Genomic DNA, 12,795 nt, shown 5'->3' with positions numbered 1-12,795 from the left:
CGAGGAGGCGCCGACCGAACATGTCGTCGCCATGCTGCGGGAACGTCTCTACGGCGCGATCTCGTGCCTGGCGACCCTGGTGGTGCTGACCCGCTACACCGAGGACGACACCAACGCCTGGATCCGGATGCTCGACGTCGGGCTGACGATGGGCGGCCTGTGGGCGGCCAGCCTGCTCGCGGACTGGGTCGCGCATCTGAGCGTGCACCAGCGGGCGCCCCGCGGCGACGAACTGTGGCGGATGCTGCAGGCGTCCGGGCAGATCCTGCAGGCCGCGGTGCTGCCGGTGCTGGCGTTGGGTGCTGCGGCGGTCGGCCTGCTGGAGACCGACACCGCGATGTGGGTCGCCAAGTGGATCCTCGTCGTCGAGCTGGGGGTGATCGCGCTGCTGGCGGTACGCCGTACCCGGCTGCCGCTGTGGCAGCAGCTCCTGGCGGTCGCGGTGCTCAGCGGCATCGGGCTGCTGGTGATCGGCGTCAAGGTCCTCACGCACTGATGGCCGTCGCGCCGTCCGCGCTGACCGATCGCCTCGCGCGGCGTATCGCGCGGCGTGATCCCGACCGGGACGCGTTGCGCCGCGCGGTCCGGGCGGCCGTGGTGGTGCCGCTGGCGGCCGCACTGAGTTTCGCGGTGGCCGGCAACGCCCAGACCCCGCTGTTCACCATCTTCGGTTCCATTGCGCTGCTGGTGTTCTCCGACTTCCCCGGTAACCGGCAGAGCCGGGCACTGGCCTATGCCGGGCTCGGTCTCAACGGTTTCGTGCTGATCACCGTCGGCAGCCTGGTCGCGCCGTATCCCTGGGTCTCGGTCGCCGCGATGTTCGTGCTCGGGGTGGTGGTGACGTTCTCCGGTGTACTCAGCGAGACCATCGCCGCGGGCCAGCGCGCCACGCTGCTGACGTTCGTGCTGCCGGCCTGCACGCCGCCGGGCCCGGTGGACGAACGGCTGTTCGGCTGGGCTCTGGCACTGGCGGTGTGCGTGCCCGCGGCGCTGTTCCTGTTGCCGCCCCGCCACCACGGTCAGCTGCGGCGCCGCGCCGCGCGGGCCTGCAGCGTGCTGGCCGACCACATCGACGGGTCCGCCTCGCCCGAGGACGTCACCAGGGCGATGGACGCGCTGCGGGAGACCTTCCTCGGCGCCGATTTCCGCCCGGTCGGTCTGACCGCGGGCAGCCGCGCCCTGGTCCGGGTCGTCGACGATCTCGAAGTGGGTGGCCGACCGGGTCGGCGACGACGCCGGCGTCACGCTGCGCGACAAGGACGCGGTGGTGCGGGTGCTGCGGTCCGCGGCGGCGGTGCTGCGGATCTCCAAGCCCGCCGACCGGGCCCGGGCCCGCACTGAGCTGGACGCCGCCGTGGACGCACTTCGGACGATCGCCCGCGGCCGGTGGCGCGAGGATCTCGACACCATCCTCAGCGCGCCCGACGACGGACGGGCCATCGAGATGGGCCGGAAACTGTTGCGGCGACGCACCATCGCGGCGACCATCGGGGCGACCGCCCGGGTGATCGCCGCGGCGGCCGCCGCCGACGCCCGCCCGGTGTGGGCCCGCGCGCTGGGCAGGCGGCTGCCGCCGACCGGCGCATTGGACCGGTTGCTGCCCGAAACCGTTGCCGCCGCGCAGATCACGGGATTCCTGGACAACCGCTCGGTGGCGGTCCGCAACAGCCTTCGCACCGGTATCGGCCTCGCGCTGGCGGTGGCCGTCACCCACGTCTTCCCGGTCGAGCACGGCTTCTGGGTGGTGCTCGGCGCGCTGTCGGTGCTGCGCAGCAGCGCGCTGACCACCGGCACCCGGGTGTGGCGGGCGGTGTTCGGCACCGCGATCGGCTTCCTGCTGGGCGCGGTGCTGATCAGCCTGGTCGGGGTCGATCCGGTGGTGTTGTGGGTGCTGATGCCGGTGGTGGTGTTCGGGTCGGCCTACGTGCCCGAGATCGCGTCGTTCACCGCGGCGCAGGCCGCCTTCACCATGATGGTGCTGATCTCGTTCAACCTGATCGTGCCGTCGGGGTGGCAGGTCGGGCTGATCCGGGTGGAGGACGTCGTGGTGGGCGCACTTGTCGGCGTGACGGTTTCGATGCTGTTGTGGCCACGCGGGGCCACCTCGTCGGTGTCGCAGGCCATCGACTCGGCCCGCGGCGTGTTCGCCGGCTATCTGCGGGCAGCCGTCCTGCGGGTCACCCGCGGCGCCTTCGAGGAACGCACCGACGAGGTCGCGACGCTCAGCCACGAGGCGCTGGCGGCCTCGCGCGTCATCGACGACGCGGTCCGCCAGTACCTGTCCGAGAGCAGCGGCGAGACGGACTTCCGGGCGCCGGTCGTGCGGTCCTTCAACCGGGCGATCCGGTTGCGCGGCGCCGCCGACCTCGTCGCCGACATCCCCACTCCCCCACCGCTGGATGCGTATCCGACGGTGCGGGCGGTGCTGGAGTCACACACCGAGACGATCTGCGCACGGGTGGCCGGGCGGGCGCCCGCCGAGCCGCTGGTGCCGATCAGCGACGACTTCGTCCTGGCCCTGCGCGCCGAGGCCCGCCCGGACGACCTGGGGATCTCGGCGGCGTTGCCGCTGCTGACCGCAGCGGCCGCGCTCGGCGAGCTGGAACTGCTGTATCCGCGGCCGGTCGAAGCCGACTAGCCTCGGCTCACACGCGGTGTGGCCGCAGCGCATCCGGCGGGATCGCGCCGAACTTACCGGCCTCGAAGTCCTCGACGGCCTGAATCAGTTCGGACTTCGAGTTCATCACGAAGGGCCCGTACTGGACGACGGGTTCGCGAATGGGCTTGCCGCCCAACAACAGCACTTCCAGCGCCGGCCGGTTGGAGTCCTGGGACCCGTCGGCGGCCACGGTGATGCGGTCACCGGGGCCGAACACGGCCAGCTGGCCCTGCTGGATCGGATGGGCCACGGGCCCGACCGCGCCACGGCCCGACAGCACGTAGACGAGCGCGTTGAAGTCGCGGTTCCACGGCAGGCTCAGCCGCGCTCCGGGCTCGATCGTCGCGTGCGCCATCGTGATCGGCGTGTACGTCGCACCGGGGCCGCCGTGGCCGTCGATCTGGCCGGCGATGATCCGGACCAGTGCCCCGCCGTCGTCGGACGACAGCAGCGCGACCTGGTCGCCCTCGATGGCCTGGTAGCGCGGGTCGGCGAACTTGTCGCTGCGGGGCAGGTTCACCCACAGCTGGATGCCGTGGAACAGGCCGCCACTCTCCACGAGTTCGGCCGGCGGGGTCTCGATGTGCAGAATTCCCGAGCCTGCGGTCATCCACTGAGTGGCGCCGTCGGTGATCAGACCACCGCCGCCGTGGGAGTCCTGGTGGGCGAAGCGACCGTCGATCATGTAGGTGACGGTCTCGAAGCCGCGGTGCGGGTGCCAGTCGGTGCCGCGGGGTTCGCCCGGCTGGTACTCGATCTCGCCCATCTGGTCCATGTGGACGAACGGGTCCAGGTCGCGCGGGTGGACCCCGGCGAACGCGCGGACGACGGGGAAGCCCTCGCCCTCATAGCCGCGGGGCCCGGTGGTGACGGAGCGGACCGGGCGTTCGGTGTCGGCGGGGCCGGCGGCCGGGATGCGGGGCAGGGTCAGCGTGTCGGCTGTGATGGCAGGCATGCCGAGAATAACCGGACTGCGGTCCGATACATTCCCCGGGTTGCGTCCCCCTCGCGCGGGTATCCCCGCCGCTGCGGAAGGAGATACCGGTGACCGAACCGAACGAACACGCGACCTGGGAGGTCGTCGTCGGCACGCTGTACGACCCGGGGAACCCGGCCAACGGCGCGGAGGAGAACGCCCTGGTCCGGGGCGCGGAAAACGAGGCCCGGCGGGTGTACGCGGACGCGGCGGCCCAGGCGGCCGAACGCGGTTACGAGTACGTGCGACTGCGGCGCGACGGTGACGATGTCGAGTCGTGGCCGCAGGCCACCGGCTGGACGGTCTAGCTCAGCACGCCCTGCGCGGCGGCACGCGCGTCGAGGGCGCTCTTGCAGGACAGCACCGCCTGGGCGGCATCGCGGCACTGCTGAAAGGTCACCCCGGACAGTCTCGCGCCGACGCCCTGCACCGCCGCGGCGGCCGCCGACAACGACGTCACGCCCAGGCCGGTCAGCACACACGCCAGCAGCGGGTCGGCGGCAGCCTCGCCGCACACCCCCACCGGCTTGCCGACCGCGGCGCCGGCCCTGGCCGTCATCGCCACCAAGTTCAGCACCGCCGGCTGCCACGGGTCGGTCAGCGTGGCGAGATCGGCCGACATCCGGTCGGCGGCCATCGTGTACTGCGCCAGGTCGTTGGTGCCGATGGACAGGAAGTCGACGTGCTGCAGGATCCCGTCGGCCAGTAGCGCCGCGGCGGGTATCTCGATCATCACGCCGGGGGTCAGCCCGTACGCACGCGCTTTGGCCGCAAAGCTTTCCGCCTCTTCGGCGGTCGCGATCATCGGCGCCATCACCCAGGGCGGGTTTCCGGTGCGCTCCCCCGCGGCGGCGATCGCCTCCAGCTGGTGCTCGAGCAGTCCGGGGTTCCTGGTCGCGATCCGGATGCCGCGCACGCCCAGGGCGGGGTTGGCCTCGTCGGGGTGACCGGCGAATTTGAGCGGCTTGTCGGAGCCGGCGTCGAGGGTGCGGATCACGACCTTCTTACCGGCGAAGGCCTCGAGCACCTCGGCGTAGATGCCGGCCTGCTCCTCGACGGTGGGCTCGGTGTCGGTGTTGAGGAAGCACAGTTCGGTGCGGAACAGACCCACCCCTTCGGCGGGGGTCTCACGCGCGGCACGCGCGGCGGCCCCGTCCTGGACGTTCACCAGCACCGAGACGGCGTGACCGTCGGAGGTGGCGCCGGGGCCTGCCCAGTGCGCAGCCTCCTCGGCGGCGCGGCGCGCCCCGGCCACCGCCTCGCGTGCGGTGGCCTCGTCGGGAGAGACGGTGACCGTGCCGAGGGTCCCGTCGACGAGCACCATCGCCCCGGCGGGCACGTCGTCGAGCCCGTCGACGGCGACGATGCACGGGATGCCGAGTTGGCGGGCGATGATCGCGGTGTGGCTGGTCGGCCCGCCGAAGGTGGTGGCCAGCGCAACGATGCGCGCGGGGTCCAGCCCGGCGGTGTCGGCCGGCGCCAGGTCCTCGGCACACAGGATCGACGGCTCGTCGGGCAGCGGGACGCCCGGTTCCGGCAGCCCCTTCAGCTCGGCGATCACGCGATTGCGGATGTCGCGCAGGTCGGTGACCCGCTCGGCCATCAACCCGCCGAGCTTGGTGAACATCTCGACGAACTGGGCGATCGCGGCCTCGATCGCGCGCACCGCCGGCACTCCCTCGTTGACGCGTTTCTCGGCCACGCTGAGCCAGCCCCGGTCCTGGGCCAGCGCCGCGGTCGCGTTGAGCACCTCGGACGCGTTGCCGGTCGCGTGCGCGGCGCGCTCCCGCAGCCGGGCGGCCACCGCCTCGACCGCCGCGACCAGGCGTTCCCGTTCCACTGCCCGCTGGCCTTCCGGGATCTCGACGGCGGGGTCGTCGGAGACGTCGGGCAGCTTGCCCGGCCGGATCACCGGCCCGTATTGAACGCCGGCGACAACGGGCACTCCGTGCAGGACGGTGCCGGCAAGTGAGGTAAGCGAGGGCGACGACGTCATGTGAACCAGGTTACAGAATCCCGTTGACAAGTCAACACATTCAGGAGTAAAACCAACTATATCAACATTGGATTGCTTTGATTCCCACATTCCGGAGCCAGATGTACCCCGAGGAACGACAGCAGGCCATCGCGTCGCTGGTGATGTCACAGGGGCGCGCATCGGTCACCGAGCTGGCCCAGGCCTACGACGTGACGACCGAGACCGTGCGCCGGGACCTCGCCGTCCTCGACAAGGCCGGCATCGTGCGCCGCGTGCATGGTGGCGCCGTCCCGGTCCGTGCGCTCCATCTGGTCGAGCCCGGAGTCGGCGAGCGCGACGTCACCCGCGCCGAGCACAAGGATGCGATCGCCGCAGCGGCGGCGGAATTCTTCCCGCGCGGCGGCGGCAGCGTGCTGCTGGATGCGGGGACCACCACGATGCGCATCGCCGCGCACATCCCCACGGACCGCGAGCTGGTGGTCGTCACGAACTCGGTGCCGATCGCGGCCCGGCTGGCCACCGTGCCGTCGGTGTCCTTGCAGCTGCTCGGCGGCCGGGTGCGCGGCATCACCCAGGCCGCGGTCGGGGAGCAGGCGCTGCGGGTGCTCGACACCCTGCGGGTGGACATCGCGTTCCTGGGCACCAACGCGCTGAGCGTGCGCCACGGGCTGTCCACCCCCGACAGCGACGAGGCCGCCGTGAAACGTGCGATGGTCCGGGCTGCCAACTACGTCGTGGTGGCCGCCGACTCGTCGAAGATCGGCCGCGAGGAGTTCGTCAGCTTCGCGCCGATCTCGTGTGTGGACACCCTCATCACCGACCCCGAGATCTCTTCCGCCGCCGACGCCGAGCTGAGCGGGCACGGCGTGGAGGTCATCTGTGCAGGAGGCCAGAAGTGATCGTCACCGTGACCGCCAACCCGAGTATCGACCGGACCGTGACGCTGCCGTCGCCGCTGACCCGCGGTGCGGTGCACCGGGTCACGTCGGTGACCAACCAGGCCGGCGGGAAGGGCGTCAACGTCGCGAAAGTGCTGACGATGGCCGGCGTGGACGCGCTCGCGGTGCTGCCGACCGGCCCGAACGACCCGCTGCTGACCGCACTTGCGCTCGCCGCGGTGCCCTACCGGATCGTGCCGACGAGCGAGCCCGCGCGCACCAATCTGACGATCACCGAGCCGGACGGGACCACCACCAAGATCAACGAACCCGGTGCGGCGCTGGACATGGAGACGCTGGACGCCCTGACCCGCGCGGTGCTCGACACCGCCGAGGGCGCCGACTGGGTGGTGATGTCGGGCTCGCTGCCACCCGGCGTGCCGGCGTCCTGGTACGGCGACGTCACCGCGCAGTTGACGACGCTGGACTGCCGGGTCGCCGTCGACACCTCCGACGCGCCGCTGGCCGCGCTCGTCGGCTCGCTGGACCGCGGTGCCCCCGATCTGATCAAGCCGAACGCCGAAGAACTCGCCAGCGTGCTCGGCTTGTCCCCCGAGTCGCTGGAAGACGCAGTCGCCCAGGGTGATCCGGAGCCGGTGGTGGCCGCCGCCCGGCAGCTGATCGAACGCGGCATCGGCGCGGTGCTGGCCACGCTCGGCGCTGCGGGCGCCGTGCTGGTCGACCGCAACGGCGCCTGGATGGCGACCCCGCCGCCGATCGTGCCGCGCAGCACCGTCGGCGCAGGCGACTCGTCGCTGGCCGGCTACCTGCGGGCCGAGGTCGGCGGCGCGGTACCGCCGCAGCGGTTGCAGATGGCCGTCGCGTACGGCAGCGCCGCGGCCTCGTTGCCTGGCACGACACTGCCCGCTCCCGCCGAGATCGACCTGGATGCTGTTCAGGTTTCGCCCATCTCGCCCATTCCCGCAACCCCGTAGCGACAACAGACAAAGGTAGTGCCATGACCAGCTCCGCAGCCCCCATCATCACGCGCGACCTCGTGCTGCTCGACGTCACCGTCGACGGGGACAAGCAGGCCGTCATCAGCCGGCTGGTCGGCGCGCTGGCCGCGGCGGGACGCACCAACGACGCCGACGGACTCGTCGGCGCCGCGATGGCGCGTGAAGGTCAGTCGGCCACCGGCCTGCCCGGCGGCATCGCGATCCCACACTGCCGGTCCCCGTACGTGGACACCGCGACCATCGGGTTCGCCCGGCTCAAGCCCGGCGTGGACTTCGGCGCGCCGGACGGTCCCGCCGACCTGGTGTTCCTGATCGCGGCCCCCGAGTCGGGCGGCCAGGAGCACATGAAGCTGCTGACCAGCCTGGCAAGGGCGTTGGTGCGCAAGGACTTCGTGGCCTCGCTGCGTGCAGCAGGCTCGGCCGACGAGGTGGTCGGCCTGGTCGACGGCGTGGTGAATCCCGCCCCGGCTTCGGCGGCGGCTCCGGCGGACAAGCCGGCCGAGACGCGCCCCGCGAAGAACCTCGTCGCGATCACCGCATGCCCCACGGGCATCGCGCACACCTACATGGCCGCCGACTCGCTGGTCGCCGCGGCCAAGGAGGCGGGGGTGAACCTGGTCGTCGAGACGCAGGGCTCCTCGGGCAGCACGCCGCTGCCGTCCGAGACGATCGCCAAGGCGGACGCCGTCATCTTCGCCACCGACATCGGCGTCAAGGACCGAGGCCGCTTCGCCGGCAAGCCCGTCGTCACGTCCGGGGTCAAGCGGGCGATCAATGAGCCGGCCAAGATGATCGCCGAAGCCGTTGCCGCCGCGGACAACCCGAATGCGGCCCGCGTCGAGGGATCGGGGGCGGCCGCCTCGTCGAATGCGCCGTCGGGGGATGTCGGCTGGGGCACCCGCACCCGCCAGATCCTGCTGACCGGCGTGAGCTACATGATCCCGTTCGTCGCCGCGGGCGGGCTGCTGATCGCGCTGGGCTTCCTGTTCGCCGGCTACGAGATCGCCGACACCGGCAACGACATCGCGCTGAACTACTCGCTGACCAACCTGCCGCCGGGCGGCTTCCTCGAGTACCTGGGCGCGATCCTGTACAGCCTGGGCGGTCTCGCGTTCGGCTTCCTGGTTCCTGCGCTGGCGGGCTACATCGCCTTCGGCGTCGCCGACCGGCCGGGTATCGCGCCCGGCTTCACCGCCGGCGCGCTGGCCGTGATGGTCGGCGGTGGCTTCATCGGCGGCATCGTCGGTGGTGTGCTCGCCGGCTTCGCCGCCCTGTGGATCAGCAATCTCAAGGTGCCGCAATGGTTCCGGGGTCTGATGCCGGTGGTCATCGTCCCGCTCGGGGCGTCGCTGTTCGTCGGGCTGATCATGTTCTTCTTCGTCGGCCGTCCGCTGGCGCTGATCAACACCGGCCTGACCAACTGGCTCAGCGGGATGTCCGGCACCTCGGCGGTCTTCCTCGGCATCATCCTCGGGCTGATGATGTGCTTCGACCTCGGCGGCCCGGTCAACAAGGCGGCGTATGCGTTCGCCACTGCCGGGTTGGCCGCTGCGACCACCGCGTCGTTCCAGATCATGGCCGCCGTGATGGCCGCGGGCATGGTGCCTCCGCTGGCGCTGGCGTTGGCCACCACGGTCCGGCCCCGGCTGTTCAGCGAGCCGGAACGGGAGAACGGCCGGGCCGCTTGGCTGCTCGGTGCGTCGTTCATCTCCGAGGGCGCCATCCCGTTCGCCGCGGCCGATCCGCTGCGGGTGATCCCGTCGATGATGTTCGGTGGCGCGATCACCGGCGGGCTGTGCATGGCCTTCGGCGCCACCTCCCGCGCGCCGCACGGCGGCATCTTCGTGCTGTTCGCCATCGACAACAAGCTCGGGTTCCTCATCGCGTTGGTCGCGGGCACCATCGCGGCCGCGCTGGCCGTCGTCGTCGCCAAACAGTTCATCAAGTCCGGCGAGAAGGCCGAACCCGAACTCGTCACCACCTGACCGTCCGTCACGTCACCCACTAAGGAGAATCCATGCCCAGCAAGACCGTCCTCGTCGGATCGTCCATCGGCCTGCACGCCCGTCCTGCCGCGATCATCGCCGAGGCCGCCGTCGAGTCCGGTGTCCCCGTCACGCTGTCGGTGGACGGCGGGGAACCCGTGGACGCCGGTTCCGCGCTGATGATCATGACCTTGGGCGCGGGCAACGGCGCGGAGGTGACCGTCCACTCCGACGACGAGGCCACGATGAACAAGATCGCCGAGCTGGTGCAGAAGGACCTCGACGCCTAACCCCACTTCGCCGAAATTGCATTCCGCGCGCAAAAGCGGGCGGGAAAGCCACCGCAGACGCAATCTCGGCGGCAGCAGCCCCAAAGAAAGCGGAATGACCCCCGTCCCGGGGCGCTTAGCATGGCCGATGTGCATGCAATGCGTAGCCCGGGGCCAGCGCCTCGGGCCGCGCCTCGGTGGTCGATGGGTTTGCTGCGCGGGCATCAGCACAGGGGACTCAGGTCAGGTGTTTCGGGGGGTGACATCACGTGCGGCGTATTGGTGCGCTGATTGCCGCGCTGTCGCTGGTGCTCCTGACGGCACCGCCCGCAGGGGCCATCGAGCCGCCGATCATTGATCCGGCGGCCATCCCGCCCGATGAGACGGGCCCCGACCAGCCGATGGAGCAGCGTCGGATCTGCGCAGCTCCGACGGTGTTTCCGAACTCGAACTTCGCCGACCGCCCGTGGGCCAACGACTACCTGCGGCTCACCGACGCCCGGAAGTTCGCGACAGGCGCCGGGATCACCGTCGCGGTGATCGACACCGGGGTGAACGGCTCGGCGCGGGTCCCCGCAGAACCCGGCGGTGACTTCGTCGATCAGGGCGGAAACGGCATGTCGGATTGTGATGCCCACGGCACGCTCACCGCCGCGGTGATTGCCGGCCGACCCGCACCGACAGACGCATTCGTCGGCGTGGCCCCCGACGCCCGCATCCTGTCTCTGCGCCAGACGTCGGACAGTTTCTCCCCGGTCGGTGCCCGCAATGATCCGAACGACCCGAACGCGACCCAGACCGCGGGTTCGCTGCGTAGCTTGGCCCGCTCCATCGTGCACGCGGCCAACCTGGGAGCGCAGGTCATCAACATCAGCGAGGCCGCCTGCTACAAGACAACCCGCCCGATCAACGAAGCCGTCGTCGGCGCCGCGATCAACTACGCCGTCAACGTCAAGGCCTCGGTGATCGTCGTCGCGGCCGGAAACACCGGTAACGAGTGCTCGCAGAACCCCCCGCCCGACGCCGCCGTCCCCGCCGACCCGCGCGGTTGGCAGCAGGTACAGACCATCGTCTCGCCGGCCTGGTACTCACCGCTGGTCCTCACGGTCGGCAGCATCGCGCCCAACGGCCAGCCGAGCGGCTTCTCGATGCAGGGACCCTGGGTCGGTGCCGCCGCCCCGGGTGAGAACCTCGTCGCGCTCGGCTACGACGGCACTCCGGTCAACGCGTTACAGGGCGAGGACGGGCCCATCCCGATCGCCGGCACGTCGTTCTCGGCGGCCTACGTCTCGGGCCTGGCCGCGCTCATCCGGCAACGCTTCCCGGAGTTGACGCCGGCTCAGGTCATCAACCGGATCACCGCCACCGCAAGGCATCCCGGCGGCGGGGTGAACAACGTCGTGGGAGCCGGGGTGATCGACCCGGTCGCGGCGTTGACCTGGGAGGTCCCGCCGGGGCCGGCCGAGATCCCGTACAACATCAAGGAGATCCCGCCGCCGGTGTACGTGCCTCCGCCCGACCGCACCCCGATCACCGCGGTGGTCGCGGTCAGCGGCGGGGTGGCGGCGCTGCTCGGTGCCGGGGCGCTGGCACGGCGCGCATTGAGGCGCCGATGAACAGGTTGGTGTCCATTTTCGGACTGCGCTTCACCACCGGCCACGCGCTGTGGGCGGCGACGCTGATCCCGGCGGTCCTGCTGGTCTTCGCCCAGCTGGACCTGATGTGGCTGGGCATCACCCTGGCGGTGCTGATCGGTCTGGGATCGGTGGTCACGATCCGCGGCCGACGCCCCAGCGGTTGGGTGGCAGCACTTTTCGCATGGCGGCGTCGCCACAGGCAGCCCCCGCCGCGACCGTCCGAACCTGCCGTCGGCGCCACGGTGCTGCCCGGCGACCACGTCGCGCTGCGCTGGCAGGACGACTACGTGGTGTCGGTGATCGAGCTCATTTCGCGACCGTTCACCCCGACGGTGATCGTCAACGGCGCTGCAGCCACCGACGACGTCGTCGATACCCGGCTCGTGGAAGAGCTGCTCACCGCGTACTGCCCGGATCTGGAGGCCGACATCGTGTCGGCGGGCTACCGGGTGGGTAAGACCGCGCCGGCTGCGCTCGTCGCCCTTTACGAGCAGGTCGTCGGCCCGTACCCGGCGCCGGCGAACCGCCGGACCTGGATCGTGCTGCGGGCGGATCCGGACAAGACGCGGAAGTCCGCCCTGCGGCGTGGGGAAGGAGTTGCCGGGCTGGCGCAGTACCTGGTGTCGTCAACCACGCGGATCGCCGACCACCTGGCAGGCAAGGGCGTCGACGCCCGGCCCGCGCGCAGCTTCGACGACTTCGACCGCGCCACCGAGATCAGCTTCGAACGCGAAACGTGGTCGATGGTCAAAGGCCGCAGTACTTTCACCGCCGCTTACCACGCCCCGGGCGGGCCGGACGTGTGGTGGTCGGCACGGGCCGATCACACGCTCACCCGGGTTCGGATCGCACCAGGCTCGGCGCCCACCACCACCGTGCTGCTGACCACACTTGCGAATCCCTCGACACCGCGCGGCTTTTCGTGTCTGTACGGCGGTCAGCGCGCTGCGCTGCTGGGCCAGACGCCGGTCAGCGACCGGCACTACGAGTTGCCCATCGGATCCGCCGGGGTGCTGGTCGGCGAGACCGCGGACCGCTATCCGGTGTACATGCCGTTCGACGACGTCGATGTCAGCATCAACCTCGGTAACGCGCGGTTGTTCACCCAATTCGTGGTGAGGTCGGCGGCCGCGGGCGCGGTCGTGACACTGCAGCCACAGTTCGGGGAGTTCGCCGGCTTCGTCAATGCCCGGATCGACCAAGTGGCGAAGGTGACGTGGCCGAATGCGACGACGTACCTGCGTCCGCACCCGGGTGTCGGACGGGTCACGTTGCGAGACAACTTCATCGCCACTCCGCGGCACAAGCAACTGCCGATCCGACTGATCAATCCGCGTGAGGAAAGCCGCTACCAGATGGTGCTCGAGCCATGACCGGGCATGCGCGACAGGGGG

10 protein-coding genes and 1 pseudogene are annotated in these 12,795 nt (G+C 70.9%); 9 read left to right on the top strand and 2 right to left on the bottom strand.

The window, feature by feature from the left end; translation table 11 throughout:
• Window positions 1–31: 31 nt before the first annotated feature.
• Window positions 32–496, top strand: a complete 465-nt coding sequence (locus C6A87_RS00735) for a hypothetical protein (RefSeq protein ID WP_396837142.1) — start codon at window positions 32–34, stop codon at window positions 494–496.
• Window positions 496–2,638, top strand: a pseudogene (locus tag C6A87_RS00730) (FUSC family protein). The gene C6A87_RS00735 and the pseudogene C6A87_RS00730 overlap by 1 nt, the downstream one beginning before the upstream one ends.
• 7 nt (window positions 2,639–2,645) lie before the next feature.
• On the opposite strand, the gene C6A87_RS00725 reads toward C6A87_RS00730, so the two are convergent.
• The gene (locus C6A87_RS00725) at window positions 2,646–3,614 is read right to left on the bottom strand and encodes a pirin family protein (protein WP_311115526.1); all 969 of its coding nucleotides are present in this window, start codon (window positions 3,612–3,614) and stop codon (window positions 2,646–2,648) included.
• A gap of 89 nt (window positions 3,615–3,703) precedes the next feature.
• Here C6A87_RS00725 and C6A87_RS00720 point away from each other — a divergent pair, with 89 nt between their 5' ends.
• Entirely contained in the window at window positions 3,704–3,943 is a 240-nt protein-coding gene (locus C6A87_RS00720) for a hypothetical protein (RefSeq protein ID WP_311115525.1), read from the top strand.
• Here C6A87_RS00720 and ptsP read toward each other — a convergent pair.
• Window positions 3,940–5,631 carry a phosphoenolpyruvate--protein phosphotransferase gene (ptsP, locus tag C6A87_RS00715; RefSeq protein WP_311115524.1) on the bottom strand — a complete coding sequence of 564 codons (1,692 nt, stop codon included), beginning with the start codon at window positions 5,629–5,631 and terminating at the stop codon, window positions 3,940–3,942. The genes C6A87_RS00720 and ptsP overlap by 4 nt on opposite strands.
• A 101-nt stretch (window positions 5,632–5,732) precedes the next feature.
• On the opposite strand from ptsP, the gene C6A87_RS00710 reads away from it, so the two are divergent.
• The 6 genes from C6A87_RS00710 (at window position 5,733) to eccE (ending at window position 12,774) form a co-directional block, all read left to right on the top strand.
• Window positions 5,733–6,512 carry a DeoR/GlpR family DNA-binding transcription regulator gene (locus C6A87_RS00710; protein WP_311115523.1) on the top strand — a complete coding sequence of 260 codons (780 nt, stop codon included), beginning with the start codon at window positions 5,733–5,735 and terminating at the stop codon, window positions 6,510–6,512.
• Window positions 6,509–7,486, top strand: coding sequence for a 1-phosphofructokinase (gene pfkB / locus C6A87_RS00705; protein WP_311115522.1), 978 nt, complete (start codon window positions 6,509–6,511; stop codon window positions 7,484–7,486). The genes C6A87_RS00710 and pfkB overlap by 4 nt, the downstream gene beginning before the upstream one ends.
• A gap of 23 nt (window positions 7,487–7,509) precedes the next feature.
• Window positions 7,510–9,495: a fructose-specific PTS transporter subunit EIIC gene (locus C6A87_RS00700; RefSeq protein ID WP_311115521.1), complete on the top strand. Its 1,986-nt coding sequence runs from the start codon at window positions 7,510–7,512 to the stop codon at window positions 9,493–9,495.
• 32 nt (window positions 9,496–9,527) lie between these two features.
• Window positions 9,528–9,785, top strand: a complete 258-nt coding sequence (locus C6A87_RS00695; RefSeq protein WP_311115520.1) for an HPr family phosphocarrier protein — start codon at window positions 9,528–9,530, stop codon at window positions 9,783–9,785.
• A 248-nt stretch (window positions 9,786–10,033) separates the two neighbouring features.
• Window positions 10,034–11,380 carry a type VII secretion-associated serine protease mycosin gene (gene mycP, locus C6A87_RS00690; RefSeq protein ID WP_311115519.1) on the top strand — a complete coding sequence of 449 codons (1,347 nt, stop codon included), beginning with the start codon at window positions 10,034–10,036 and terminating at the stop codon, window positions 11,378–11,380.
• Window positions 11,377–12,774: a type VII secretion protein EccE gene (gene eccE, locus C6A87_RS00685; protein ID WP_311115518.1), complete on the top strand. Its 1,398-nt coding sequence runs from the start codon at window positions 11,377–11,379 to the stop codon at window positions 12,772–12,774. Before mycP ends, eccE begins: the two co-directional genes overlap by 4 nt.
• The last annotated feature ends 21 nt before the right edge of the window (window positions 12,775–12,795 follow it).

This window comes from Mycobacterium sp. ITM-2016-00317, assembly GCF_002968295.1.
Lineage (GTDB): Bacteria > Actinomycetota > Actinomycetes > Mycobacteriales > Mycobacteriaceae > Mycobacterium.
The sequence above is the reverse complement of the archived record's forward strand: the minus strand, read 5'-3'. Positions and strand labels throughout refer to the sequence as shown.

Coding starts and splice junctions, on each gene's coding strand:
- ptsP (WP_311115524.1), bottom strand. CDS start 5,631: ATGACGTCGTCGCCCTCGCTTACCTCACTTGCCGGCACCGTCCTGCAC.
- C6A87_RS00700 (WP_311115521.1), top strand. CDS start 7,510: ATGACCAGCTCCGCAGCCCCCATCATCACGCGCGACCTCGTGCTGCTC.
- C6A87_RS00710 (WP_311115523.1), top strand. CDS start 5,733: ATGTACCCCGAGGAACGACAGCAGGCCATCGCGTCGCTGGTGATGTCA.
- C6A87_RS00695 (WP_311115520.1), top strand. CDS start 9,528: ATGCCCAGCAAGACCGTCCTCGTCGGATCGTCCATCGGCCTGCACGCC.
- C6A87_RS00735 (WP_396837142.1), top strand. CDS start 32: ATGCTGCGGGAACGTCTCTACGGCGCGATCTCGTGCCTGGCGACCCTG.
- eccE (WP_311115518.1), top strand. CDS start 11,377: ATGAACAGGTTGGTGTCCATTTTCGGACTGCGCTTCACCACCGGCCAC.
- C6A87_RS00725 (WP_311115526.1), bottom strand. CDS start 3,614: ATGCCTGCCATCACAGCCGACACGCTGACCCTGCCCCGCATCCCGGCC.